The following is a 24,525-nucleotide window of genomic DNA, read 5'->3' as shown; positions in this document are numbered from 1 at the left end:
CGCCTCTTCTCCGGACTTTCTCCGGCGCTTGTTACGGAAATCATTTTTTGGAAAGGAGCATAAGCGAGATGCTAGCCGTCGTAAAAGAACACAGTGGTCCTGGTTTTGTCATCAAAGACGTACCTGAACCGAAATGTCGTGAGGACGACGTCGTCGTCAAGGTGAAGTCGGTTGGATTCTGCGGAACGGATGGTCCGATTTTAGCAGGCACACGAGAGGTTCCATGGCCTTTGATTCCCGGACACGAGTTTGCGGGGGACATCGTCGAGACGGGGGCCAAAGTTGAGGGATGGAAGGTTGGCGATCGGGTCAGTGCCTGCATCGTGATCGGCTGCGGCAACTGCAAATTCTGTATCGAAGGGAACGAACCGCTTTGCGATCGCCTGATCGAGACGGGGATTCACGTAAACGGCGCTTTTGCGGAGTACGTTCGCGTTCCCGCCAAAGTTCTGGTAAAACTGCGCGACACCACAAGCTATGACTTTGGCGCAGCGGTCGATCCCGTTGCCTCCGCTTACCGCACGGTCAAAAAAATGCCCCTCACCTCAAAGGATACGGTGATGGTCCTCGGCCCCGGACCAATCGGGCTGTATGCAACCCAGTTGTTGAAGCTGCGCGGCGCCCGGAAGATCATCGTGCTCGGAGCGGCCTGCGACAAAGATCGCTTGCAAATGGCGCTAAAACTCGGCGCGACGGATATCATCAACAACTCGGAAGAGGACCCCGTCGAAAGGGTGAAAGAGATCACAGGCGGCGAGATGTTGGATTTCGTGCATGATTGTGCAGGAGCGGCAGCACTTGTTGAAACGGCCATGAACTCCATAAAAAAGAGCGGTTCCTACTACATCACAGGCCTGTTCCACTCGGACCCGCCGGTCAATTTGGGCAAGGTCGTGCGTAGCGAGATTGACATTCGGGGAACGATCTGTTACACGCGGGAAGAGTTCCGTGAATGCCTGGATCTGATTCAGGATGGACGGGTTGAAGTCACGCCGATGATCACGCATCACTACGCCTTGAAGGATATGGAAAAGGCATTCGAGACGTTCCAGAAGCGCGAAGCCATCAAGATCATGATCCACCCTGAGGGAGTCTGAGCCCGGAAGGCCTAAAAGGGCTTGCCAAAGTAAGCGCAATGGGCTTGTAGCAGTCGCAGTGACCGCACTTTTAAAGAAAAATGTTTGTGTATTCTTGAAATTTCCACTCAATGCTCTGCCGTTTAAAAAAGTGCGGTCACCGTTTCTCGTTCAGACGCATCGGAAAAAGATATTCTTGATAATGTAGAGGAGGCTTCCCATGGCTGAGATGATCTTCTGTATATGGGCCGGCGTTTGGCTGATTGCCACCGGCGTCATGTATCGAATCGCCGTCAAGCGAGAGTACGATACCTATGGCGTAAAGGGATGGAACAGTCCAGGCACAGGATTGAATTCTCCAACGGAAGACGGATAGTAACGAAAGGAACTGCGGCCGAAAAACGCAGAGGAGGATAAAACTTGCCGAACGGCCATCGACCTCGGGTCCCTTCAGCCCATGGCGAGGCCTTATCCGCAATCTGGCGGTCCGGTTCAACGCGCCTTCCGAGTCATACACCACTTGTCGTCCCCTCCGTAACGCTGTCGGCAGCGGTACAAGATCGAAACTATTTCCTACAGAGATCGTCTGCCCTCAGCATCCGCCTTCGACCGGAGAGGCCAACGGCTGCAAGTTCACCGGACAACAGGCCCGGACTTGCGTTGGAAATCAAAGAAAGGACGAACCCCGGATGCACAGTATTTTCATCACAGGCATCGCAGTGGCTATGGTGCTCTACATTACCGTAGGCGTCATCGTAGGGCGAAAAGTTAAGGACATCAACGATTACTACGTTGCAGGACGGAACGCTCCGGTCCTCTTGATCGTCGGATCGCTCGTCGCCTCATTCTTGAGCACGGGTGCTTTCCTGGGAGATACCGGAGAGGCGGCAAGCGGCGGGTTTATCGCCATTTGCATCGTCGGTCTTATACAGGCCTGCGGCTACATCTATGGGGCTAATTTCTTTGGCCGCTACATTCGCCGAAGCAAGACCCTGACGTTGCCCGAGTTCTATGGGCGGAGGTTCCATTCCAAGCGTATGCGGAAGCTGGCTGGAATCACGTGCATTATTGCCGTCTCCGCATACATGCTGTCGGCGACGCGCGGCATCACCTCGCTCATGATGAACATTACCGGGCTGCCGGAATGGGCATCCATTCTGATCGCGTGGCTGTCGTTTACGATCTTCACGATCGTCTCCGGCTCTCCTGGGGTGCTCGTGACCGATACGATGATGTTTTTGGTGTTCTTGTCCGCAGCCATCATCACGGTCCCCAGTATCGTGATGGCTGCGGGTGGGTGGTATACCGCCATCGGCAATTTGGCCAACTTCCAGGCCATTCCAGGAATTATCAGCGCTGCCGGCAATCCGGACTTCGTAGCCCAAACTGGTGAAACGACCCTTTGGGCCATTACCTACGGCATCGTGTGGATGCTGGTCGTCATGGTCAGCCCCTGGCAAACCTCCCGTTACATGATGGCGAAAAACGAACACACCGTCCTCCGTTCCGCTATTTGGGCCTCCATGGGAGTGATCACCACGACAATCTTCTTGTATTTTGCCGCCGTATTCGTGGCCAGCGTAAAACCCGGACTCGGCTCCGATACGATGATTTGGGGCGCAATGAACTTGGTGCCTACGACCATCGGCGTCATCCTGCTTACGGGGATATTGTCCGCAGGGATTTCATCCGCCTCCAATTTTCTCGCTCTGGTGGGATTCTCTTTTATCAACGACATTTTGACTCTGGACGACAAACCGGAAAAAGAAAAACTGAAGATATCCCGTATCGGCATGTTCCTTGTAAGCTTAGTGGTTTTGGCCATGGCGTTTTTCGCAAACCGCATCTTCTGGATCATGTACTTCGGCGGGACGGTCATCGCGGGGTCATGGGGACTCGTGTCGTTCGCAGCCATTTGGAGCAAAAGGCTGTCGGAAAAAGGCGCTTTCTTAAGCATGCTTCTTGGCTTTATCGGCTGTTTTGGGGTCCGCCTGGCCACCAGCGTATGGGGCGTGACCGTTCCCTTTTTCCTGGATTCCTTTTTCGTGGGCATTTACCTGTCCATCATAGGAATGGTGGTGGGAAACGCCCTGGCAAAGCCCACGCCGGAAGAAATCGCCGAGAGGGAGAGGCTCTTTATCGTTCCGGAGTCCGAAAAAGACGTCGTCGAGATGCGCAAAACCATGGGCGCTTACAAATTTCACATTGCGTTCTCGATCTTTATGTTCGCGCTGTTCACCTTCGGCTATCTTGTGCCTTACCTCCAAGCCGTAAAGTGAGATCGACAGAAGCGCGGATCGTCAGGATAAGTACAGCCCAACCATCCATCGGACAACGCCTGTAAGATTCGACTGATCGGACTGGGACGGCGGGAGCCCGCCGTCCCCACTCAGGCAATCCCCACGCGACAACCCCTTCGTTCCTGCGGCATCTTTCAGTTGAATTTTCAGCGCCTCCCGACAATTGTGGTCAGTTGGCGCATCCCTGTCATGACCAGCACAAAGCCCAGGGCTTGACCTTCCTCCATGCGCAAGGTTTAACATCTCCTTTCATAAAGGCTCTTCATCTAAATCTCATCCCGGAGGAACTATCGATGGCTTATTTTCAAGAGATCGTCTTTTCAAGTTGCCGCAGCATGATGTTCATCATATTCTGCATAACCTTCATCGGATATCTATTGGGAGATATCAAGGTCAAAGGCGTGGAGTTGGGAACGGCGGGCGTCTTTCTGAGCGCATTGTTTTTTGGGCACTTCGCTTACTCAGACGCTTCTCTCCTCCGCCAGATGGGAATCATTACCGTCTCAAGCGGATTCATGCAGCACAGCATGTCCCTCATTCAGGAAATGGGTTTGCTCTGTTTCGTGACTTCCGTCGGGTTTATTGCAGGCCCAAATTTCTTTCACAACCTCAAAAAAAACGTCAAATCCTATGCTTTTCTGGGATTGATCATCATCGGAAGCGGCGCCCTGACGTGCGCGGCGGTAATCCTGCTGACCAGCGTAGACTCGGCCATGGGCGTCGGCATACTCTCAGGAGCCTTAACCACAACGCCCGGCTTCGCCGCAGCACAGGACATCGTTCGCTCGAACGAGTTTCTTCTGAATGAGGTCACGGTGGGCCACGCCATTGGGTACCCTTTCGGAGTTGTCGGCGTCGTGCTCTTTGTGCAGATCGTCCCAAAGCTCGTCAAAGCAAACATCTTGGAGGAACAAAAGAAGATCAACGCCGCATCGGGCCAGCCACTGGAGTTTACACCAGACCGCCGGCAGGAGGGAAATGCGCAAAAAAATCTGCTCGACATCGACCCTATCGGCCTCGGTCCTCTTTCTTTGGCTGTCGTTTTGGGGATTTTGCTGGGCAAAGTTCGGCTCCCCCTCCCTCTCGGAACGCACTTCTCGCTCGGGAACACGGGCGGAGCTCTCATCGTGGGGTTGATCCTGGGGCATTTTGGCCGGATCGGGCGGATCAACATGCGGATCAGCGCGGGATTCCTCAAGGCATTTCGCGAGTTTGGGCTCGTGATGTTCCTGATCGGGGCGGGCGTGCCCGGCGGGTCCGGCTTCGTTGACATCGTTCGGGAATATGGCCTGATCCTGTTCCTCTACGGTGCCCTGATGACGACCGTCCCCTTATTGGTCGGCTACTTCATCGCCAAACACGTCGTCAAGCTCTGCCTGCTCAACAACCTGGGCGCGATCACTGGCGGCATGACCAGCACTCCGGCGTTGGGCGCGTTGATCAACGTGGCCAAGACGGACGACGTGGCGGCCTCCTACGCCGCAACCTATCCCGTTGCCTTGGTGTTGGTCGTGCTGGCCTCTCAATTTCTCATGACCTTCCTTTGAGACAATACGGGATACACCCCCTCCTCTTTGCAGGCCGTTCGTATCTCCTTTGAAAAAACGCTACCCTCAAACTGGAGACGGGGGACGGATTTGAATCCGTCCCCCGTCTCCAGTTTGACACAGATTGACGCAAATTGACGCAAAGGGTTCTGAATCAAACCACAACCGACTGTCTCGACCTGTGTCCTGCGTCTCATTCCATTTTAAAACCCTTCGCAGGCGAAGCGACTTTTGCGAGCCGCAGCAAAGGCGTACATCACGGTACGTCGAGCAAGACGAACGAAAACAACGAAGTATACGGTAGAGTGGGGACGGGGTTCAGGCGATCGTCGCGCCCTGCGCCTCAAGGTCCGCCAGGTTCTCACGGTGCTTTTCAGCGTTCACGTACCCGACGGCGTCCACCAGGAGCGTCACCCTGCGCCCCGTCCTCAGGAGATCCAGCGCGCTCTCGCGCACGCAGAACTCGCTTGCGATGCCACAGACGACAACGCACTCTCCCGCGTCCTGCCCCACGGTCCGTCCCGCCGCGTTCCGCGCCTCGAAGGCGGAATACTCCTCCCGGCCGTCGTCCGTGCCCTTATGGTAGACATTTTCCTCCCCTGGCCGCTGCCCGGCGCGCGCCACGTCCCGCGTGAAGGCCTCGTGGATCGCGCTGCCGCGCTCGCCGGCAACGCAGTGTTCCGGCCACTGGCCGCCGTTTTCCTTGAAGCTGCAGTGCCCTTTTCCATGCCAGTCCGCCGAGTAGAGCACCCGAACGGCCGGGTGCGCGTTGATGTAGTCCACGGCATTTTTCACCGCATCCTCCGCGCCGCAGCAGGCCAGCGATCCGTCGATGAAGTCGTACTGACAATCCACCACCAGGAGCGTTTCCTTCGACATGCAGTTTTTCCCCTCCATATACAGTTCACATGCAGCCGGACGCCTTATTTCCGCGTCCTCTCCCGCGCGCGGCGGGGGCGGGAGCGAAACCCCCTGGGCGAGGGCTTGCGCTCCACGCTGACCCCTCGCGCCTCCGCGATCAGGTCCCGCAGCGCCGCTGCGCGCTCAAAGTCCAGGCGCTCCACAGCCTCCCACATGGCGCGCTCCATCTCCTTGACGGACATCTCAGGCTTCGCCGGGGCCGCCTCCCCCTCCCTCGCCCCGACGCCGTCCAGCCGATAGGCCTCCAGGAGCTCCGGGGGCAGGAGCGTCGTGACCTCCTTCTCCACGCTGCGGGGGACGATGCCGTGTCTCTCGTTGAACGCCATCTGCAGCGCCCGCCGCCGCCGGGTCTCCTTCACGGCGCGGGCGATGCTCTCCGTCTCCGCGTCCGCGTAGAGCAGCACCCTGCTGTCCACGTTCCGGGCCGCCCGCCCCATGATCTGAATCAGGGAGCGGTAGGAGCGCAGATACCCCTCGCGGTCCGCGTCCAGGATGGCCACCAGCGTCACCTCCGGCAGGTCCATCCCCTCCCGAAGCAGGTTGATGCCCACCAGCACCTGCACGTCGCCCACGCGCAGGCCGTGGATCAGTTCCGCCCGCTCAAAGGTGTTGAGCTCCGAATGGATGTACTTGACCTTGAACTTCAGCTCGCTCAGGTAGTCCGCCAGGTCCTCGGAGGAGCGCTTCGTCAGCGTCAGGACCAGCGCCCGCTCTCCGCGCTCCGTCACACCCCGCAGCCTCTCCACCAGGTCGTCCACCTGAGTTCGGGCCGGCAGGACCTCCACCATCGGGTCCGGGACGCCCGTGGGCCGGATCACCTGCTCCACCACCTGAGAGGAGACCTCCACCTCGTAGTCCCCCGGCGTGGCAGAAACGAACACGGCCTGGTGCATGTGCTCCTTGAACTCGTCCCACTGGAGGGGGCGGTTGTCCAGGCAGGAGGGCAGGCGAAACCCGTTCTCCACCAGCACGGTCTTGCGCGCCCGGTCGCCGTTGAACATGCCCCGAACCTGGGGCAGCGTGATGTGCGACTCGTCCACGAACAGCAGAAAGTCCTCCGGGAAGAAGTCGATCAGCGTGCCCGGCGGCTCTCCGTGCTTTCGTCCGTCTAGGTAGACCGAGTAGTTCTCGATCCCGGAGCAGTACCCCACCTCCCCCAGCATCTCCATGTCGTAGCGCGTGCGCATCCGGATGCGCTCCGCCTCCAGGGGCTTGTTCGCCTCGTTGAAGCGCCTTTCCATCCGCTCCAGCTCCTCTTGGATCAGGGGGAGGGAGCGCGCGATGGCGTCCGTCTGCGTGACGTAGTGCTGCGCGGGGAAGATCGAGGCCTCCGGCGTGTGCTCCACCGACGTCCCCCTCAGGGGGTCCACCTGGTCGATGCGCTCGATCTCGTCGTCGAAGAACGACACGCGGATGCAGGTCTCGGCGTAGGCCGGAAATATCTCGATGGTGTCGCCCCGCACGCGGAACTTACCCGGCTCGAGCGACGTGTCGTTGCGCTCGTAGTAGTTCTCCAGCAGGCGCTCCAGGAAGGTGCGGTGCTCCATGCGGTCCCCCTCCTTGAAGGAGAAGATGGCGTTTTCGTAGTTGTCGCGCTTGCCCAGGCCGTAGATGCAGGAGACGCTCGCGACGACCAGTACGTCCCGCCGCTCGATCAGGGCCTTCGTGGCCGCCAGGCGCAGGCGCTCGATGCGGTCGTTGATGGAGGCGTCCTTTTCGATGTAGGTGTCGCTCGACGGGATGTAGGCCTCCGGCTGGTAGTAGTCGTAGTAGGAGACGAAATAGTGGACGGCGTTCTCCGGAAAGAACTGCTTGAACTCGCTGTAGAGCTGCGCCGCCAGCGTCTTGTTGTGTGCCAGGACGAGGGCCGGCCGGTTCGCCGCGGCGATGAGGTTGGCCATCGTAAAGGTCTTGCCACTGCCCGTGACGCCCATCAGCGTCTGAAAGCGCTGCCCGGCATCGAGGCCTCGCCTCAGGGCTTCGATGGCCTCCGGCTGGTCGCCCGCCGGCGGCCACTCCGAGTGCAGGATAAAGTTTTTTTGTATCAAGTGAAGCCTCCTCCCAGCGGCCTTGCACGCTGTCCGAGGACATCTTACAACAGAAGGGCGGGAAAAGATACCGTACCTCCGGCGCGCAAATGGCCGCGAGGCACGGCGGTCACACGATTCGTGCATCCGACGTAAGACCCTGTCCACCTGTCCGCGTTCTTCTTCCAGCGAAGCCGCTCCACAAAAATGCCCCCTCAAAGAGAGGGGGCATTGCAAGATTTCCCTTCAACCCAGAAGGCCGTTCTTCGGCAGGCCGTCCACCCGGTTCTCCGGCAGAGGCGGCGTCAGGTCCCGTTCCTTTTCGGGGACATCGTCCGGCGCCTTCGCGTCGCCATCCGCAGCGGGCTTCGAGGCCTCGGCCTTCTTCGCCGACCTGGGGGGCAGCTCCCCACCCTCCATCAGGACGTCGAACTCCGACCGATCCAGGACCTCGCGCTCCAGGAGTATCCCCGCGATCCGGTCCATGAGCTCACGGTGCTCCTCGAGGATCGCGCGCGCCTTGTCGTAGCAGGAGTCGATGATCGCCTTGACCTCCTGGTCGATGGCGTAGGCGATCTCCTCGCTGTAGTTTCGCTCCTCGGAGATGTCCCGACCCAGGAAGATCTCCTCGTGCTTGTTGCCCAGCTTCACCAACCCCAGCCTCTCGCTCATGCCCAGCTCCGTCACCATCTGGCGGGCCGTCTGGGTGGAGCGCTCCAGGTCGTTGGCCGCGCCGCTCGTGACGTCGCCGAACACGATCTCTTCCGCCACGCGCCCACTGAGCAGGATGGATATCCGGTTCAGGAGGTCGGACCTGGACCGGAGGAACCGGTCCTCCTCCGGCAGCTGCAGCGTGTAACCCAGCGCGGCGTGCCCACGCGGGATGATGGAGATCTTGTGCACCGGGTCGCTGTCCGGCAGCACCTTCGCGACGATGGCGTGTCCCACCTCGTGGTAGGCGATGATCTTCTTCTCCCGATCGCTGATGAGGCGGCTTCGCCGCTCAGGCCCCGCCATCACGCGCTCGATCCCCTCCTCAAGCTCCTCCATGTCGATGCGGTTCTTGTCGTGACGCGCCGCAAGCAGCGCCGCCTCGTTGATGAGGTTCGCCAGGTCCGCCCCCACAAAGCCGGGCGTCCGCCGCGCCAGGATGCCCGTGTCCACGTCGTCCGAGAACTTCTTGCCCTTCATGTGTACCTTCAGGATCTCCTCGCGGCCGTTGACGTCCGGGCGGTCCACCACGATGTGACGGTCGAAACGGCCGGGGCGCAGAAGCGCCGGGTCCAGGATGTCGGGCCGGTTCGTTGCCGCGATGAGGATGGTGCTGCTGGTGTCGTCAAAGCCGTCCAGCTCCACCAGGAGCTGGTTCAGCGTCTGCTCGCGCTCGTCGTGCCCTCCGCCCAGCCCCGCGCCCCTGTGGCGTCCCACCGCGTCCATCTCGTCGATGAAGATGAGGCAGGGCTGGTACTTCTTGGCCTGCTCAAAGAGGTCACGGACGCGCGCAGCGCCGACCCCCACGAACATCTCGACGAAGTCCGATCCGCTGACGCTGAAGAAGGGGACGTTGGCCTCCCCCGCCGCAGCGCGGGCCAGGAGCGTCTTCCCCGTGCCGGGAGGCCCCAGGAGGAGCACGCCGCGGGGGACCTTGGCGCCCAGCCTCGTGAACTTCTCGGGCGACTTCAGGAACTGCACGACCTCCTGCAGCTCCTCCTTGGACTCCTCGCAGCCCGCCACGTCCGCGAACGTCACCTTGGGGCGGTTGTCCAGGAAGAGCTTCGCCTTGCTCTTGGCGAAGGAGACGACCTTCCCGCCGCCGCCCTGCATGTTGTAGAGGAAGAAGACCCACACGCCAACCAGGAGCAGCGTCGGGACGAGGGAGGAGAGCATCGACATCCACCAGGAGGTCTTCTGAGGCGCCTCCACCGTCACCACCACTCCGGCGCGGGACGCCCGGTCCGCAAGGCCGCTGACGTCCACGCCGTAGGTCAGAAAACGCTTCCCGTCCTTCAGCTCGCCCCGCAGGACGGCGGATGAGGACTCCCCCGGCAGGGTGTTGTTCCGGATCTGAAGGATGCGGATGCGCCCCCCCTCCAGCTCCGTGAGGAATGAACTGTAGCTGATCTCGCTGTATTGCTTCTGGGCTTCCTCCGGCGTCATGAAAACGTTGACCATGCTCACCACCAGCAGGATGAGGACCAGGTAAAGGCCCAGATTCTTAACCACTCGCCCCAAAACATCGCCCCTCTCACGGGCCCGCCCCAGCCTCCGGGGGCCCACATCGACTGCTCCGCCGCGGAACGCCCGCATCCTGAGGCGACCGACGACAACGCTTTATTGTAACATTAAGGCCGCCGCAGTCCAAACAGGATATTGCGGATACGCGCCGGGCCCCGCAGGGGTCACAGGGCCTCGACGCTGCGGATGTCCTTCAGGTGACGCCACCTTCCGGCACAGTCCAGCCCGTAGCCCACGACGAAGGCGTCCGGTATCTCAAAGCCGCAGTAATCGACCTTCACCGCCGTCTCCCGCCGCGCGCTCTTGTCCAGCAGGACGCAGGTCCTGAGGCTTGCCGGCCTGCGGGCCCGCAGGAGGTCCTGCAGGTAGGACAGCGTCAGCCCCGTGTCCACGATGTCCTCCACGATGAGCACGTCGATGCCCTCAACGCTGTTCTTCAGGTCGTGCAAGATGCGCACGACGCCGCTGCTCTTCGTCGCGTCCGCGTAGGACGAGACCGACATGAAGTCGATGTGCACGTCCAGGTCGTCCGGCATCTCCCGCACCAGGTCCGTCAAGAAGAACACCGCCCCCGTCAGGATACCCACGACGAGCAGCTCCCGCCTGCCCCCGTTGTCCGACGCGATCTCACGCGCCAGCTCCGCCACACGCTCCGCGATCCTCTCCCGCGAGAGCAGCACCTCGCCGAGCCTGTACTCCTTCGCCATCTGCAATCTTCTCCCGTAAAGTAATGATGAAAAATCCGTGCCTCAAGCTATTGGGGGCGCTCTGTCGGCGCCGTCCAGCGGAGCCTGCCGCGCTCCCCCAGGACCGACGCGCCCCCGCCCCACTGAAAGACGAAGGGGCCGGCGCGCCCCATGAGGCGCGCCAACTCCAGGCTCCGGCCCCTTGGGAGCGCCGCCAGCCCCAGCCTGCGGCCCGCGGCGCGGAGCACCAGCGTCCGCTCCCGCGGCGTGAGGGCCGCCGCGCCCGCCCGGTCCAGGGCCAGGAGGCCCGCTTCCTCCTCCAGCGCCAGCCCCGCCAGGAGCTGCGCCCCACGGGCCTCCTCCTCGCCGCGCAGCTCCCGCATCTCCGCGCCGAAGGCCGCCAGGTGCTCCGCCGCCCGCGCATTCACGCGCCGCGCCAGGAGGGGCATGAGCTCAAGCCGCAGGAAGTTCCGGGTGCAGCCCGCGTCCGCGTTCGTCCCGTCCTCGCGCCAGGCGATGCCCCGGACCCTCAGGACCCGGCGCAGCAGGTCGCGGCTCATGCCGATCACCGGGCGGAACAGGAGGCCCCGCCGCTCCGGCATCCCCACGGCACCCCGCACGCCCGCGCCCCGCAGCAGGTTGAAGAGCACTGTCTCCGCCAGGTCGTCGCGATTGTGCCCCAGGGCGACGCCCACAGCGCCGCAGGCCTCCGCCATCTCGAGGAGCGCCCGGTAGCGCAGCCGTCGTGCCGCAGCCTCGATGGACTCCCCCCGCGCCCGTTCCCCCGGAACGTCCAGGGTCCGTTCCATGAAGGGCACGCCCCATCCCTCCGCCGCGTCTCGCACGAAGGCCGCATCCGCGTCGGCCTCCCCTCCCCGGATGCCGTGGTTCACGTGGGCGACGGTCAGGGGGCCGTCGTAAAAGGTCTTGAAGAGCCAGAGGAGGGCCATCGAGTCCCCACCCCCCGACACGGCGGCGAGCACCCTGCCTCCGCAGGGCAGCCACCCCTGCCTCATCCCCGCCTCCAGGAAGGGCCCCGCGAGGGCGCGGAGGGAGAGGTCGTAGGGGATCGCCCCGTGATCCCGCTCCCGCGCCCGTTCGACCTCGCCCATGCGCTCCAGCGCACGGCGATAGAGGGATGCGGCGGCCCGTTCTCCCTCCGTCATCGCGCTTCGGCCGTTCCGTAGAGCATCCGGTAGACCCTCAGGTTCGCCGAGACGCGCTGCACGTAGCCGCAGGTCTCGTCAAACTTCACGGCCTCGATCCAGCGGTCTAGGGGCAGGTCCTCCCCCCCGTTCTTCAGCCACTTGCGGGCGTTGCCCGACCCCGCGTTGTAGGCGGCCATCACCCACTCCACCCGTGGGAAAGAGCGCCCCAGCCACGCGAGGTGCGAGGTCCCCAGCCGGATGTTGTCGTTGACGTCCAGGAGGTCGTACTTCTCAAGCCCCGCCCGCTTCGCCTCGCCCTTTGCCGTTCCGGGCATCAGCTGCATCAATCCCGTGGCGCCGGCATGGCTCCGGGCGTCGGGACGGAAGGAGCTCTCCTGCCGCATGACGGCCCACACCAGGGCATCCTCCACGCTGTAGGCCTCGCAAGCCGCCTTGACCTGCGCCCGGAAGGGACGAGGGTAGAGGGCCTCCAGGTTGGCACGATAGAGCGTCCTCCCCGACGTCAGGAGCGTCTCCAGGCGACGGGCTTCATTGTAAGACTCCTCAAGCCCCAGCCAGCGCGACAGCCTGAGCGCGCGGTAGAGCTCCCGCACCCCGGCCTTGGGCCTCGACAGCCTGAGCTTCGCGTAGAGGACGAACCCCCACTGCTCGAGTTCGGAGGGCTTCGTCGCCAGGGCGGGGTCCTCCCCGTTCACGACCTTAAGCTTTTCGCCCCCGTTCAGGAGGGCGTAGATGGAGAGGGGGTAGCGGCGCTCAAGCAGGGCCTGGGTTCGGTCGGCCTCGGCCTTGTTGCCCGACCGCCGCTCCGCGTCGGCGATCCAGTAGAGCAGGCGGGCCCGCCGCATGGGGCCGATGTTGGGGGCATCCGCCTGGCGCCAGAGCCGGACGGCCTCCGTGAGGTTGCCTGCGGCCACGTTCTTCCAACCCCGCCCCCACAGGACGTCAAAGGCGTAGGGCGTGTCGGGATAGGCGCTCAGGACCTTCGCCTCCAGGGCGTCCCGGTACTTCGCCTGGGACTTGTCCAGGAGGTCACGAAGCACGAGCAGGGCCCGCGCCTGGGGCTTGCCCCTGCGCTCCTTGATCACGCGCTCCAGAACGTTCATGGCCGCCTTCTTCTCGGCCTTCCCCGCCTTTCCCGCAAGGGTCGCGATGCGCCGGACGGAGGGCTCCGCGTAGGCGTTGCCGCTGAGGGCCAGGCGGCTCCAGAGGTCCAGGGCCTCGCCGCTGCGCTTCAGTCGGTACAGGGACCAGGCCCGGTAGTAGGCCGCCTTGCGCCCCCCCGCCGCTGTCATGGGGACGGGCCTCAACCGCTCCTCCGCGGCGGCGCTCTCCCCCGCCAGGTGCGCGTAGACGCCCAGCGCCACCCTGACGGCGTTGGACCAGGGCTGAGGCTGCTGCAGGAGGACCTTCGCGGCATCCTTGTTCGAGGGCTGAAGCTCGAGGAGCTTCAGCGCCGACTCCGCCCGATTCCCCGACAGCTCGATCCGCTTCGACAGAGCGTAAATCCGCCGCTCCTTCGTCTCGGCGGCCGCCAGCATGTGGGACAGCGCCTCCCCGATCCTCCGCTCATCCCCGCCCTTCGACAGGAGGCGGTACTGCGCGTAGGCCACGTAGTACTTCAGCTCCTGGGGAGCGCTCTTCCAAAGCCTCTCCGCCAACGCCAGGGCCTCCTGGTCTCGCTTCCCCCTCTCGTACCCCAGAAGGAGCGTCATATCCGCATAGGGCCTGATGGAGGCGGGGAACTTCCCCGCGTACTCCTCGAGGATCGCCACCGCGTCGGGCCAGCGATCCTGTATGCGGTAGGCGTTGGCCATCAGGGCAGCATCCTGCGGAGACCTCTCGTCCATGGAGGCGTAGAGCACCTCCATCTCCTTCCATGCCCGCTTCCAGAAGAGGTCCTGCATCGTGGCCGCCCCGGCCGGGAGGGCGGACAGCAGGGCGGCGGCCAATCCCATCAGGAGCGCCAGAACGGCGCATCGTTCAACGACAAAGCGCTTCTTCAGCATCGAATTCTCCTGTTCTTCGTCCTTTAATTCATTGGTCACGGGAGCGGCGGAAGGTACAGGACCTGCCGGACCCAGCCCGGCCACTCCAGATCGAGTTTTCCTCCGCGGGTCAGGGCAAAGGCCGCACCGCCGCTCCCGGTGATGCCCCAGGCGAGGGCCCCCGCCCCCTCAAAGAGGGCGAAGAGCTCACGATACTGCCCGTGGGCCTCCATGAGGGGGGGCGCGAAGTCGTTGGGCAGGAACCCCAGGCGCCTGTTTTCCCTCAAGGCGCTCAGGATGCCCTCCGCCTCCTTCCGCGCGGAGGCCTCGTCCTTCGGGTAGCCTCCGCGCAGGGCGGCGTCCAGGGATGCGTAGGCGTTCTCCGTCCCCACCTCCCAGGCAGGGAAGGCGATCAGGCCGCTGAGGCGTGGGGGATCGAGGGGCTCCAGGCGGTCCCCCGTCCCGCCGACCAGGGCCATGGGCGCGCCGGAAAAGAGGAAGGGCACGTCCGCCCCCGTGCGGCGCGCCACCTCCCCCCAAGGGCCCGAAGCGTCTTTGGACGCCAGCCACTGCAGCAGGGCGGCCGCGTTGCCGCTCCCTCCTCCAAGGCCCGCTCCGGGAAAGAGGCTCTTCAGGACCTCGACCCTGAGGGGGGGGACCTCCGCTCCGGCCTCCCGCGCCAGCCGCAGGGCCCGCGCCACGACGTTCTCCCCCGTCAGGCGAAGGTCCATCCCCAGGACCTCCACGCGGTCCTCCGCTCCCGCGGGCAAAAGCTCGACCCGGAGCGCTTCTCCGGACGGGATACGGAGGAAGATCGAGAGCAGGTCGTGGTAGCCGTCGGAACGGCGGCCCGTCACCCTCAGCGAGAGGTTCAGCTTTGCAAAGGCGGGCAGCACGAAGCGCACTCGCTCACTTCCTTTCACTACAGTAATAACGAGGGGGATCGATGGGGCGGGACAACCCATCGCGCGAGGGCATCCCAGGGCCAAAAAATCAAGGGCCGCCGCAGGGCAGACGTCCCATGCGGCGGTCCCCCACGGCCCCTGCGGGGCTATCTCGTGATGGCCTCCCGCGCCTCCCGCGCCCTCTCCACGATCTCCTCGCGGTCCAGCGTCGGGAACTCCCCGTTGCGGAAGCTCCACTTTCCGTTCACCATCGTGCCCACGATGTCGGCGGCGCTCCCCGCGTAGACGATGTACGCCGCCAGGTTCTCCTCGTTGGCTCCGACGTAGTGGGGCCGGTCCAGGTCCACCAGCACCAGGTCCGCCATCCAGCCCTCGCGGATCATGCCCTTCTGGGCAAAACCGAAGGCCCTGGCCCCCTCATAAGTCACCATGCGCAGGGCGTCAAGGGCAGGAACGCACATGGGGTCGTGGTTCACCCCCTTGTGCAGCAACGCGACGGTCCGCATCTCCTCCCACATGTCCAGGCGGTTGTTGCTGGAGGCTCCGTCCGTGCCCAGCGCCACGGGCGTTCCCTTCTCCAGCCACGCGGCAAGGGGCATCACCCCACTGCCCAGCTTCAGGTTACTGCCGGGGCAATGGACCAGCGTCACGCGGGAGAGGTCCACCTCCGTCGCCGGATCCAGCCACACGGCGTGGGCCAGGACGGTCTGAGGCGCGTCCTGCAGTCCCACGTCCCGCAGGTAGTCGGCAGGCTCCCTCTTGAGCTCCTGCCGCAGGTAGTTAAGCTCCCACTCCGTCTCCAGGAAGTGCAGATGCACTCCCAGGTTGTGCTCGCGAGCCGCCTGAAAGATCCTCCGCATGTCGTCCAGGGGAACGGTGTATGGGGCGTGGGGCCCCAGTTGGACGGTGATCAGGCCCTCCCGCCCGTGCCAGTGCTCCGCCAGGTCAAGGCCCTCCTGGAGGGAACGGTCGAGTTTGCCCGCCTCTCCTGCCACGATCCCCCGACACAGGGCCGCCCGCATCCGGGCCTGAAGGGCGACCTCCGCCACTCGGTCCATCTCGAAGTACATATCGGCAAAACAGGTGGTCCCACCCGCCAGCATCTCCAGGACGGCCGAGGCGGTTCCCCAGTAGATGAAGTCCGAGGTCAGCTTCGCCTCCACGGGCCAGATATTCTTCTCCAGCCACTCCATCAGGGGAGCCTCCTCGCCCAGGCCGCGCAGAAGGACCATGGCGGCGTGAGTGTGGGCGTTGACGAATCCTGGCAGCACCGCCATGCGGCCGTGCCCCGAGACGATCTTGTCGGCACCGGGCAGCCTCTCCTCGAGCCCCAGGATGGAGACGATCCGCCCCTTGGAGACGAGGAGGTGTCCCCGCACCGCCTGCTTTCGCCCGCCGTCCAACATCAGCACGTCCTTGAACAATGTCGCCATAAGCCGTCCCTCCTCAGGCTACTCCTGCCAGCTCTTCATGTACTCGACCTGTTCCTCCGTCATCTGGTCGATCGTGACGCCGATGGCGGCCAGCTTGGACTCCATCACGGCGCGGTCCGTCTCGATGGGCACGGGGTACAGGCCCGGCTCCATCTTGTGTGTGTAGATGTGCAGCGCCGCCTCCAGCTGGAGCGCGAAGCTGAGGTCCATGATCTCGATGGGGTGCCCGTCCGCGCAGGCCAGGTTCGTCAACCGGCCCTCGCCCAGCAGGTTGATGCGGCGGCCATCCTTCATCACGTAGGTGTCGATGTTGTCGCGCAGCTGCTCCATGTGGTCCGCCAGGGCGCTGAGGTCCGGTTTGCTGATCTCCACGTCGAAGTGCCCCGCGTTGCCCAGCACGACGCCGTTCTTCATCCTCATGAAGTGCTCCTTGCGCAGGACGTGGATGTTGCCGGTGAGCGTCATGAAAATATCTCCCAGCGGGGCGGCCTCCTCCATACTCATCACCTGGAAGCCGTCCATCAGCGCCTCGCAGGCACGGTGGGGATCCACCTCCGTGACGATGACGCGGGCCCCCAGGCCTGCGGCCCGCATGGCGCAGCCGCGTCCGCACCAGCCATAGCCGGCCACCACCACCGTCTTGCCGGCCACCACCATGTTCGTGGTGCGGATGAAGCCGTCCCACACGGACTGGCCCGTGCCGTAGCGGTTGTCGAAGAGGTACTTGCTCAGCGCGTCGTTCACCGCGATGACGGGGAACTTCAGCACGCCCTCATCCCGCATGGCGCGGAGGCGCTTCACCCCGGAGGTGGTCTCCTCGGAGGCCCCCAGGATGCCTGGGATCAGCTTCGGAAGCTCCTTGTGGATCGTCGCCACCAGGTCGGCTCCGTCGTCGATGATGACGTTGGGCTTGTAGCCCAGGACCGTACGCACGTAGTCGAAGTACTCCCTCGTGCTCATCCCCCGATGGCTGTAGACGTGCACTCCCTTCTCCGCCAGGGCCGCGCAGATGTCGTCCTGCGTGGACAGCGGGTTGCTGCCGCACGCGGCCACCGTGGCCCCAAGGTGCGCCAGCGTCAGGAGCAGGTTGGCGGTCTTCGCCTCCAGGTGAAGGCACGCCGCGATCGTCGCCCCCTTGAAGGGCTGCGCGCGTCCTTATACTTGTTGTACAGAAACTGAAGGGAGGGCATGTACTGCCACGCCCACACGATCTTCTTCCAACCGTGCTCCGCCAGACCGAGATCCGCGACCTTAAAGTTCTCCAAGACGATACCTCCAAAAAAAGTTTGATTGTCCTGCAATGTGAGCTCGATGCGACCGAACGGCCTCAGGCCGCCGGAGGGGACGGCTCCCCGCCCGCGCCGAAGCGGTAGGGAGGCCGAAAGACGCCCCGCTCCGTGACGATGGCCGTGACGTTCGCCGCCGGCGTCACGTCGAAGGCAGGGTTCCAGACCCGAACGCTCTCCGGGACGCGGGAGCCGCCCGGCAGGGCCCGCACCTCCTCCTCCGCCCGTTCCTCGATGGGGATGGCCGTGCCGTCCGCCGCCGAGAGGTCGAAGGTGCTCCAGGGCGCCGCGACGTAGAAGGGGATCTGGTGCGCCGCCGCCAGCACGGAGAGCCCGTAGGTGCCGATCTTGTTCGCCGTGTCGCCGTTGGCGGCGATGCGGTCCGCCCCCACGATCACCGCATCGACGGCGCCGCTCCGCATCAGCGCCCCCGCCATGCCGTCCGTGATGAGCGTCACGTCGAAGCCCTCGCGCGCCAGCTCCCACACGGTCAGGCGGGCGCCTTGAAGCAGGGGGCGCGTCTCGTCCGCGTAGACCCGGACGGACTTTCCCGCCTCGCGGGCGGATCGGATCACCCCCAGCGCCGTCCCGTACCCGCCCGTAGCCAGGGCCCCGGCATTGCAGTGGGTCAGCACCCGGACGTCCTGGGGCAGGAGCTCCGCCCCCAGTGCCCCCATCCTGCGGCAGCCTGCCACGTCCTCAGCGTGAATGGCCCGCGCCTCCGCCAGCAGGGCCTCCGCCAGGCGGGGCCCTTCCAGATCAGGATGCGCTTCAAGCCGGCGGCGCACCCTGTCCAGCGCCGTAAAGAGGTTCACCGCCGTGGGGCGTGTCCGCGCGAGGCGCCGGAGGGCCTCCCTCACGGCTTCCCGACCCTCCGGCGCCGCCAGGGAGACGGCGTAGGCGGCGGCGATCCCTATGGCCGGCGCCCCGCGGACCGTCATGTCCTCGATGGCGCGTGCGACCTCCTCCACGCTGCGGCACAGGACGTAACGCTCCTCCGCGGGGAGCGCCCGCTGGTCCAGGAGCCGCAGCGCGCGCTCCGCCTCGTCCCACAGGACGGCCTGGATCGGCTCCACGCTCATCTCTCCTCCAGGGCCCCCTCGTTCGGGGGGTCGAACGGTGCGATCGCCCGCACAAGGCAGTCCGCCCTTCCGTCCCGGAAGCACAGGGAGAGCGCCGCGCCGGAGAGGGCCTCCCGGACGGAGAAAAGCCGGCGACCCTCCCGCTCGGCGATCACGTACCCCCGCGCCAGAGCGGCGAGGGGGGAGAGGCCCGACAGGGAGGCGGCACGGGTGCTCAACTCGCTCCGGGCGTCCCGCAGGCGGAGGGTCATGGACCGGGACAGGGCACGAAGCCCCTCATGAAGCCGCGATCGCTCCGTTCCCGTCCGCAGCTTCAACGCCCGCTCCATCCCCTCCAGCGCCAAACGGCACCGGGCCCGCTCCACTCCGATCCGTCGCCTCGCGCTCCCGCCCACGCGCTGTCGAACCTGAGCCAGCCACGCAAGGAGCGCCGCCCGATCCGGAAAGACCACCTCCGCCGCCGCCGAGGGCGTCGAGGCCGTCAGGTCCGCCGCCAGGTCGCTCAGGGTCGAATCCACTTCATGGCCGATGCCGCTCACCACGGGGAAGGGGCAGTTCCGCACCGCGCGCACGACGCGCTCGTCGTCAAAGGGCACGAGGTCCTCCCGGCTGCCTCCGCCGCGCACCAGGAGCACGCAGTCCACGCCGGACATCGCGCCGGCGCGTGCAAAGGCCCTCACGATGTCCTCCGGCGCGTCGGGCCCCTGGACCAGGGTGGGGACGACGACGATGTCGGAGAGGGGATACCGACGTCCCGAGATGCGCAGGACGTCGCGCAGGGCGGCACCCGTGGCGGAGGTGATCACCGCGACCCGGGAGGGATAGGGCGAAATGGGACGCTTGTGGGACGGGTGGAACAGCCCCTCCAGCTCCAGGCGCCGCTTCAGCTCCTGCCGCGCCCGTTCGATGGCGCCCGCTCCCACCGGGATGAGGCGCCGGGCGTAGAGCTGGTACACGCCCCTCTGGGGGTAGACGCCCACGCTGCCCTCGATCAACACCTGGTCCCCGTTGCGGGGCCACTCCGGGAGCAGGTCGGCGTCCCGCCGGAACATGGCGCAGGATATCCGCGTATCCGTCCCCAGCAGGGTGAAGTAACAGTGCCCGCTGGTGTGGCGCTTGAACTCGGCGATCTCGCCCGAGATCACGAGCGCCTTCAGCAGGAGGTCCGAGTTGAAAAGCCCCTGGATGTAGGCGTTCAACTCGTCTACCGTCAGCTCAGCCCTGCGGGTCCTCTCCCTGACCATCCGCTCCGCCCTCCTTTCGCTCCTCCGGGATCAGGCGCCGCACCACCCGGGCCAGGACCCCGTTGACGAACCGCGCGGAATCCTCCGTCCCAAAGGACCGGGCGAGGTTCACGGCCTCGGAGATCGCCGACTTGAAGGGGAGCGCGCAGTCCAGGAAGCCCTCAAAGACCGCGAGGCGCAGCACCGCGCGATCCACGGCCACCATGCGCTCCGGCCTCCAGTTCGTCACGACGCTCAACAGGACCTCGTCCACCTCCGTGCGCCGGCTCCAGGTCCCTCGCACCAAGGCGCGGCAGTACTCCTTCACCGCCGGGGGTTCCGCCTCCGCGCAGCTTTCCGCTCCCAGGAAGAGCTCAAGGGCCTCCTCCAGGTCCTGCCCCGGCCCGCACTCCATGGAGTACAGGAATTGAACCGCGAGCTCACGGGCCCGCCGGCGGGCCGCGTAGCCGCGCTCCTGGCGACTGCGGTGATGGCTTTGAGCCCTGCGAGCCGGCTCAGACACGTCCGTCTCCATTCCGTATCCCCGCCTGAGGCAGGAGAAAGTTCTTCCGTCTAAAGAAGAGGAAGGTGAGCCCTCTCACGACGAACCACGCGGCGGTCCCCCAGAAGGCGGTCCAGAAAAAGCCCACCCAGCCGGCAATGACGATCAGAGCGACGGAGGACGCAAGGGCCATCCAGGCCCAGGGGCTCCTTATGAGCGAAAACCGCGTCTCCATCCAGTCGGATCCAGGGGTGCCCCGACTGAACCAGACCACGGAGGTGAGCATCCCCAGGGGCTCCATGAGGGCGGAAAGGCTCCGCGCAAGTTCGGGCTCGCGAGAGACGTCGCCGGAGGACATCAGGAGCGTCAACAGCGCGTTGTCTCCCGCCGCGAGGGCCAGGCCGTACAGCCTGAACCGTGCGGACAAAAAGCCCTGGACGAAGTCGAAAAGCCCGTCGTAGGACACCCGGATCATTCCATGGGGCGTTCGTTTCCACAAAAAGTACACGTCGTCACCTCCGCAAAACGGCTCGCTCAGAAGCGGCGCTTCCACGCGGGCAGGCCTTGGATCAAGCCTGCTCCTCCGTTCGCCCGGCGCTCTCGTCGGCCGTCGGCGCCTCCCCCTCCCCGGACGGGGCCTCGACGGCCTCCGCATCCACCTCCGAAGGAGCGGCTGAGCCTTCGGCCTCATCCAGCAGGGGAGGGTTCTCGAGGTATATCCCCTGAACGTTGACGTTCACGGCCTTCACCGTGTAGCCCGTGTAGCGCTCCAGGTTGGCCTTGACCTTTTCCTGGACGTCCCAGGCCAGGTCCGGGATGCGCTGGCCATACTTCATCAGGACGTAGGCGTCGACGGTGATCATCGGCGACGGCCCGTCTTCGACGGAGACGCGAATGCCGTCGCCGCCCTTTCGGCCGATGCCGAACTTCGATGAGAGTCGCGTGTTGGCCGCCTGAATGTTGGGGATGCCCAGGATCGTCTTTTTCGTCAGCTCGACGATGACGTCCTCAGAAATGTGAATAATGCCGTCGTAGTGCGTTTCATCGCCAAAGGGGAGGCCGGCATCCTTCTTCTCCTGCGTCGAGTCCAAAATCAAAGCCTCCTAAGCGTCAAGGTCAGCACGCCCCGGGGATCGCCCTGCCGCACTCCGGGCAGAGGACCTCATCCTCCGCGCCGTCTCCGCCGCTGCGGTAGAAGGAGCAGCTGCAGAAGGGGCAGGTGATGGAGGCGAAGTCCGGGGTCGTCCGGTCGTCCTCCTCGTCCTCGCCGTCGTCCTCGTCCCAGTCCTCAAGCGCGCCGGAGAGGATCGCGTCCTTCAGCTCAAGCACGGCGCCGTGCAGTTTCGCGATCAAATCCCGAAGCTCTGACGCCCCCCCTTCCTCGCGGGGCAGCGCAGTCGTCCTGCCCTCGGCCTCCACCTCAAGGGCCAGCGAGGAGAGGGCGTCCGCGACGGCCAAAAAGGTCCTGCGGTGCGGGTCCTCAGCGGGCATTCCATCCAGGAGACCACGCAGATAGGCGATCCGTTCCCTCGCGTTCAAAGTTTCCGCCTCCTTAAGCTCTCGCGGCCCCCGACCGAAGGGAGGGGCCTCGCAGGCTCGTTACTTCTTCGCGCGCTCCAGATAAAGCCCCGTGCGCGTGTCCACCACGATCTCCTCGCCGGGCTCGATAAAGACGGGGACGGTGACCACCAGTCCCGTCTCCAGCGTTGCGGGCTTGCCGCCGCCGGTGACGGTGTCCCCCTTGAAGCTGGGCGGGGTGTCCGTCACCTTGAGGGTCACGCTCTTGGGAAGCTCGATGCCCATGACCTTCCCCTCGAAGAACTCGAGTTGGATCTCAAGGTCGTCCACCAGATACTTCGCAGCTTCCCCCAGGACTTTCGGGGAAAGTGTCATTTGGTCGTAGGTCGCCAGGTCCATGAAGACGTAGTCCTCGCCATCGCGGTAGCTGTACTGCGCCGGCTTCTCCTCGTAGATGATGCGCTCGAACTTCTCGCCGGGCTTGAACGAGTTCTCGACGGTGGAGCCCGTCTCCACGTTGCGCAGCTTGGTCCGCACCACGGCGCCGCCGCGCCCCATCTTGTGATGATCGTAGTCCACGATCTCCCAGATGCCGTCCTGCCATCTGAACTTCAGGCCTACGTAAAAATCCGTGGTGTCCACTACCTGAGCCATACCGATTCCTCCAGTTTTTACTCGTTTTATCCGCATAAACACGGTGAAAACGAAAGTCCAGCCTTAATTATAGCGTATCGGCCGTCAAAAAAACAGGAAGGGGCGACGTGGGGCCGCCCCTTCCGAAAAAACACAGCGTCGGATTGGATTCTCTTAGTGGTACGCTCACCGTGCCGCCGTGCGCGGAAACAGGGGCTCCTGCTCGATGGCCGCGTCCGGCGTGTCCAGGACGTAGGGCACCACCAGCATGACCACCTGGGTCTTGCGGTGCTCGTCTTGGCGGTAGGTAAAGAGCTCGCCCAGGAGCGGCAGCTGCCCCAGGATGGGAATTCTGTTGCGCGTTCTGCTCTTGTTGTCGCTGAAGAGGCCGCCGATGACGAAGGGCTCGCCGTCGCGCACGCGGACGTTGGTCGTCACGTGGCGCTTGGAGGTCCTGGGCATCTGCTCGCCCGTGCTGCCCGTGATCATCTGTATGACTTCCCCCGTCTCAAGGTCCAACGCGAGGTTGATCACCCCGTCGCGCCCCACCCTGGGCGTCATCGTCATCTGCGGGCCCACCGTCTGTGTGGACCACGTCGGGTTGCCCGCGTCGTCACGCTCGGAGATATAGGGGTAGTCCTGCGTCAACTCGACCCTCGCCTCCATGCCGTCGATGGTGATGACGGAAGGACTGGCCAGCGCCTTGCCCTTGCCCCTTTCCTCCAGGGCACGGAAGGCTCCGTCGAACTCGCGCCAGATACCGTGCATCGGCGTCCTCAGGTCCGTCTGAAGGGGGAGGATCGTGTGATTATCGGTCTTAAGATTGCGCCCCAGGCGATTGTCGTCCGCGTAGCCGCCGCGCATTCCGCCCCCTCCCGAATAGCTGAGCCACCAGTGGTTGTACACCGCGTTCAACGCCGTCTCCACCTCGTCCGTCGCGTTGTCGCTGAACTCGAAGATCTTGGCGTAGATCATGACCTGCTTCCCCGGCCTATCCATCTTCTGGAGGATGTTGTTCACCTCCATCAACTTCTGCGGGGTCGAGGTGACGTATAACGCCCTCAGGCGGGGGTCGACGAGGACGCGGTCCGCCGGCAGCTTCGTCAGGTTCACCAGGAGCCCCTGGATCACCGACGGGTCCCCGTAGGCGATGTTGAAGGTGCGGGTCTCCTCGTTGCCGGAGAGCCTGGACAGCCCGTCCTGGGTCCCCACGACGATCGTGTCCTTCCCCACCATGTGGTAGGCGATGTCGTAGGTCCTCATCAGGTAGTCGAACGCCTCGCTGAGGGGGACGTTCTTCAGGGTCATCGTCACGAGGGCGGGGGGAAGCGACGGGTCGATGATGACGTTCTTCTTCAGGTGCGTTCCCAACATACGAAACACGTCGCGCAGCTCCGCATCCCTGAGGTCCAGGGTGATCTTCGTCTTATTGGCGAAGGGGCCGGCGGGCTTCGGCGCCTCCAGCTTCGGGCGCGTCTCTAGGGGCTCGCGGCGGATGCGCTCCTCCTCCACGCCGGCGATCATGCGGTAGGAGAACTCGTTCGACGGCGCAGAACCCCGCTTGGAGCGGACGGAGAGCGGCGCCTTCGTCTGCATGACGATCTCGACGTCGTCCAGAACCTGGTTGATCTGCATGTCCGAGATCATCGGGGTGACGAGCGCGTGGTTGCTCATCTCCGCCCTGTCCACGTGGGTGTTTCGGATGAGGAAGCGCACTCGGGTGCTCTCGCAGCTCACCTCGGGGTCGGGAAGGGCCTTGCCCGACAGGCCGAAAACCACCTCCGACGCCCCCAGCTGGTAGAGCTCGTAGTTCAGGAGCATCGGTCCATTCCATTCTTTGTCCCCGTTCTCGGAGGAGGTCCGCGCGGACTCCCTCTCCGAGTCCGCGCCGCGAAGGGCCTCGCGCGTCTCCCTATCGTAGCCTGCCCCCCAAACCAGGGATGGAGACCCAAGGGTCAGCGAAAGAACCAGTGCCCACACAGCCGCCTTAAAAGTAA

At 64.3% G+C, this 24,525-nt stretch carries 22 protein-coding genes; 4 read left to right on the top strand and 18 right to left on the bottom strand.

Translation table 11 applies throughout. From position 1 onward, the window contains the following. The first annotated feature begins 68 nt into the window (after window positions 1-68). The 4 genes from ACK28C_RS08835 to ACK28C_RS08820 all read left to right on the top strand — a co-directional run bounded on the left by ACK28C_RS08835 (window position 69) and on the right by ACK28C_RS08820 (window position 4,923). A complete protein-coding gene (locus tag ACK28C_RS08835; protein ID WP_208872688.1) occupies window positions 69-1,097 on the top strand; it encodes a zinc-binding dehydrogenase in 1,029 nt (342 codons plus the stop codon). Window positions 1,098-1,296: 199 nt separating this feature from the next. After that, complete coding sequence (locus ACK28C_RS08830; RefSeq protein WP_015556198.1) at window positions 1,297-1,452, top strand: hypothetical protein; 156 nt, start codon at window positions 1,297-1,299, stop codon at window positions 1,450-1,452. A 313-nt stretch (window positions 1,453-1,765) separates the two neighbouring features. Next, window positions 1,766-3,355: a sodium:solute symporter gene (locus tag ACK28C_RS08825; RefSeq protein WP_015556199.1), complete on the top strand. Its 1,590-nt coding sequence runs from the start codon at window positions 1,766-1,768 to the stop codon at window positions 3,353-3,355. Between the two features lie 314 nt (window positions 3,356-3,669). Then, window positions 3,670-4,923: a Predicted permease gene (locus ACK28C_RS08820; RefSeq protein ID WP_015556200.1), complete on the top strand. Its 1,254-nt coding sequence runs from the start codon at window positions 3,670-3,672 to the stop codon at window positions 4,921-4,923. A gap of 318 nt (window positions 4,924-5,241) precedes the next feature. On the opposite strand, the gene ACK28C_RS08815 is transcribed toward ACK28C_RS08820, so the two are convergent. From ACK28C_RS08815 to ACK28C_RS08730, 18 genes are all read right to left on the bottom strand, one after another. Then, window positions 5,242-5,802, bottom strand: coding sequence for an isochorismatase family protein (locus tag ACK28C_RS08815; RefSeq protein WP_015556201.1), 561 nt, complete (start codon window positions 5,800-5,802; stop codon window positions 5,242-5,244). A 44-nt stretch (window positions 5,803-5,846) separates the two neighbouring features. Next, a complete protein-coding gene (gene uvrB, locus ACK28C_RS08810; RefSeq protein WP_279369716.1) occupies window positions 5,847-7,892 on the bottom strand; it encodes an excinuclease ABC subunit UvrB in 2,046 nt (681 codons plus the stop codon). Window positions 7,893-8,117: 225 nt separating this feature from the next. Further along, window positions 8,118-10,103: an ATP-dependent zinc metalloprotease FtsH gene (gene ftsH, locus ACK28C_RS08805; protein WP_279369717.1), complete on the bottom strand. Its 1,986-nt coding sequence runs from the start codon at window positions 10,101-10,103 to the stop codon at window positions 8,118-8,120. Window positions 10,104-10,270: 167 nt separating this feature from the next. Then, the gene (hpt, locus tag ACK28C_RS08800) at window positions 10,271-10,813 is read right to left on the bottom strand and encodes a hypoxanthine phosphoribosyltransferase (protein ID WP_015556202.1); all 543 of its coding nucleotides are present in this window, start codon (window positions 10,811-10,813) and stop codon (window positions 10,271-10,273) included. Window positions 10,814-10,860: 47 nt separating this feature from the next. Next, on the bottom strand, window positions 10,861-11,958 hold the full coding sequence (tilS, locus tag ACK28C_RS08795; RefSeq protein WP_409152072.1) for a tRNA lysidine(34) synthetase TilS: 1,098 nt from the start codon (window positions 11,956-11,958) through the stop codon (window positions 10,861-10,863). Next, on the bottom strand, window positions 11,955-13,967 hold the full coding sequence (locus ACK28C_RS08790; RefSeq protein ID WP_015556203.1) for a lytic transglycosylase domain-containing protein: 2,013 nt from the start codon (window positions 13,965-13,967) through the stop codon (window positions 11,955-11,957). Before ACK28C_RS08790 ends, tilS begins: the two co-directional genes overlap by 4 nt. 35 nt (window positions 13,968-14,002) lie before the next feature. Then, window positions 14,003-14,851 (bottom strand): 4-(cytidine 5'-diphospho)-2-C-methyl-D-erythritol kinase, encoded by an 849-nt coding sequence (locus tag ACK28C_RS08785; protein ID WP_409152071.1) that lies wholly within the window; start codon window positions 14,849-14,851, stop codon window positions 14,003-14,005. 146 nt (window positions 14,852-14,997) lie between these two features. Then, window positions 14,998-16,284, bottom strand: a complete 1,287-nt coding sequence (locus ACK28C_RS08780) for an amidohydrolase (protein ID WP_208872704.1) — start codon at window positions 16,282-16,284, stop codon at window positions 14,998-15,000. 18 nt (window positions 16,285-16,302) lie between these two features. Continuing rightward, window positions 16,303-17,391, bottom strand: coding sequence for an adenosylhomocysteinase (locus ACK28C_RS08775; protein WP_409152651.1), 1,089 nt, complete (start codon window positions 17,389-17,391; stop codon window positions 16,303-16,305). Then, window positions 17,361-17,549, bottom strand: a complete 189-nt coding sequence (locus ACK28C_RS08770; protein ID WP_409152070.1) for a hypothetical protein — start codon at window positions 17,547-17,549, stop codon at window positions 17,361-17,363. Before ACK28C_RS08770 ends, ACK28C_RS08775 begins: the two co-directional genes overlap by 31 nt. A gap of 62 nt (window positions 17,550-17,611) precedes the next feature. Next, the gene (mtnA, locus tag ACK28C_RS08765; RefSeq protein ID WP_409152069.1) at window positions 17,612-18,652 is read right to left on the bottom strand and encodes an S-methyl-5-thioribose-1-phosphate isomerase; all 1,041 of its coding nucleotides are present in this window, start codon (window positions 18,650-18,652) and stop codon (window positions 17,612-17,614) included. Then, window positions 18,649-19,896 carry an exodeoxyribonuclease VII large subunit gene (gene xseA, locus ACK28C_RS08760; RefSeq protein WP_015556204.1) on the bottom strand — a complete coding sequence of 416 codons (1,248 nt, stop codon included), beginning with the start codon at window positions 19,894-19,896 and terminating at the stop codon, window positions 18,649-18,651. Before xseA ends, mtnA begins: the two co-directional genes overlap by 4 nt. Next, entirely contained in the window at window positions 19,868-20,410 is a 543-nt protein-coding gene (gene nusB / locus ACK28C_RS08755) for a transcription antitermination factor NusB (RefSeq protein ID WP_015556205.1), read from the bottom strand. The genes xseA and nusB overlap by 29 nt, the downstream gene beginning before the upstream one ends. Further along, complete coding sequence (locus ACK28C_RS08750) at window positions 20,391-20,930, bottom strand: hypothetical protein (RefSeq protein WP_409152068.1); 540 nt, start codon at window positions 20,928-20,930, stop codon at window positions 20,391-20,393. The genes nusB and ACK28C_RS08750 overlap by 20 nt, the downstream gene beginning before the upstream one ends. Window positions 20,931-20,946: 16 nt before the next feature. Next, window positions 20,947-21,468: an Asp23/Gls24 family envelope stress response protein gene (locus ACK28C_RS08745; RefSeq protein ID WP_208872707.1), complete on the bottom strand. Its 522-nt coding sequence runs from the start codon at window positions 21,466-21,468 to the stop codon at window positions 20,947-20,949. Between the two features lie 25 nt (window positions 21,469-21,493). Further along, entirely contained in the window at window positions 21,494-21,916 is a 423-nt protein-coding gene (locus ACK28C_RS08740; RefSeq protein WP_208872708.1) for a hypothetical protein, read from the bottom strand. Window positions 21,917-21,976: 60 nt separating this feature from the next. Beyond that, window positions 21,977-22,549 carry an elongation factor P gene (gene efp / locus ACK28C_RS08735; RefSeq protein ID WP_015556207.1) on the bottom strand — a complete coding sequence of 191 codons (573 nt, stop codon included), beginning with the start codon at window positions 22,547-22,549 and terminating at the stop codon, window positions 21,977-21,979. 165 nt (window positions 22,550-22,714) lie between these two features. After that, window positions 22,715-24,508 carry a type II secretion system protein GspD gene (locus ACK28C_RS08730; protein WP_409152067.1) on the bottom strand — a complete coding sequence of 598 codons (1,794 nt, stop codon included), beginning with the start codon at window positions 24,506-24,508 and terminating at the stop codon, window positions 22,715-22,717. Window positions 24,509-24,525 lie beyond the last annotated feature (17 nt).

The sequence above is a fragment of the Fretibacterium fastidiosum genome (genome assembly GCF_964642095.1).
GTDB classification, from domain to species: domain Bacteria; phylum Synergistota; class Synergistia; order Synergistales; family Aminobacteriaceae; genus Fretibacterium; species Fretibacterium fastidiosum.
The sequence above is the reverse complement of the archived record's forward strand: the minus strand, read 5'-3'. Positions and strand labels throughout refer to the sequence as shown.

Bases quoted from the DNA above. Each gene is read 5' to 3' on its own strand.
- ACK28C_RS08835 (WP_208872688.1), top strand. From the start codon at position 69: ATGCTAGCCGTCGTAAAAGAACACAGTGGTCCTGGTTTTGTCATCAAA.
- ACK28C_RS08830 (WP_015556198.1), top strand. From the start codon at position 1,297: ATGGCTGAGATGATCTTCTGTATATGGGCCGGCGTTTGGCTGATTGCC.
- ACK28C_RS08825 (WP_015556199.1), top strand. From the start codon at position 1,766: ATGCACAGTATTTTCATCACAGGCATCGCAGTGGCTATGGTGCTCTAC.
- ACK28C_RS08820 (WP_015556200.1), top strand. From the start codon at position 3,670: ATGGCTTATTTTCAAGAGATCGTCTTTTCAAGTTGCCGCAGCATGATG.
- ACK28C_RS08815 (WP_015556201.1), bottom strand. From the start codon at position 5,802: ATGTCGAAGGAAACGCTCCTGGTGGTGGATTGTCAGTACGACTTCATC.
- hpt (WP_015556202.1), bottom strand. From the start codon at position 10,813: ATGGCGAAGGAGTACAGGCTCGGCGAGGTGCTGCTCTCGCGGGAGAGG.
- tilS (WP_409152072.1), bottom strand. From the start codon at position 11,958: ATGACGGAGGGAGAACGGGCCGCCGCATCCCTCTATCGCCGTGCGCTG.
- ACK28C_RS08790 (WP_015556203.1), bottom strand. From the start codon at position 13,967: ATGCTGAAGAAGCGCTTTGTCGTTGAACGATGCGCCGTTCTGGCGCTC.
- ACK28C_RS08780 (WP_208872704.1), bottom strand. From the start codon at position 16,284: ATGGCGACATTGTTCAAGGACGTGCTGATGTTGGACGGCGGGCGAAAG.
- mtnA (WP_409152069.1), bottom strand. From the start codon at position 18,652: ATGAGCGTGGAGCCGATCCAGGCCGTCCTGTGGGACGAGGCGGAGCGC.
- xseA (WP_015556204.1), bottom strand. From the start codon at position 19,896: ATGGTCAGGGAGAGGACCCGCAGGGCTGAGCTGACGGTAGACGAGTTG.
- nusB (WP_015556205.1), bottom strand. From the start codon at position 20,410: ATGGAGACGGACGTGTCTGAGCCGGCTCGCAGGGCTCAAAGCCATCAC.
- efp (WP_015556207.1), bottom strand. From the start codon at position 22,549: ATGGCTCAGGTAGTGGACACCACGGATTTTTACGTAGGCCTGAAGTTC.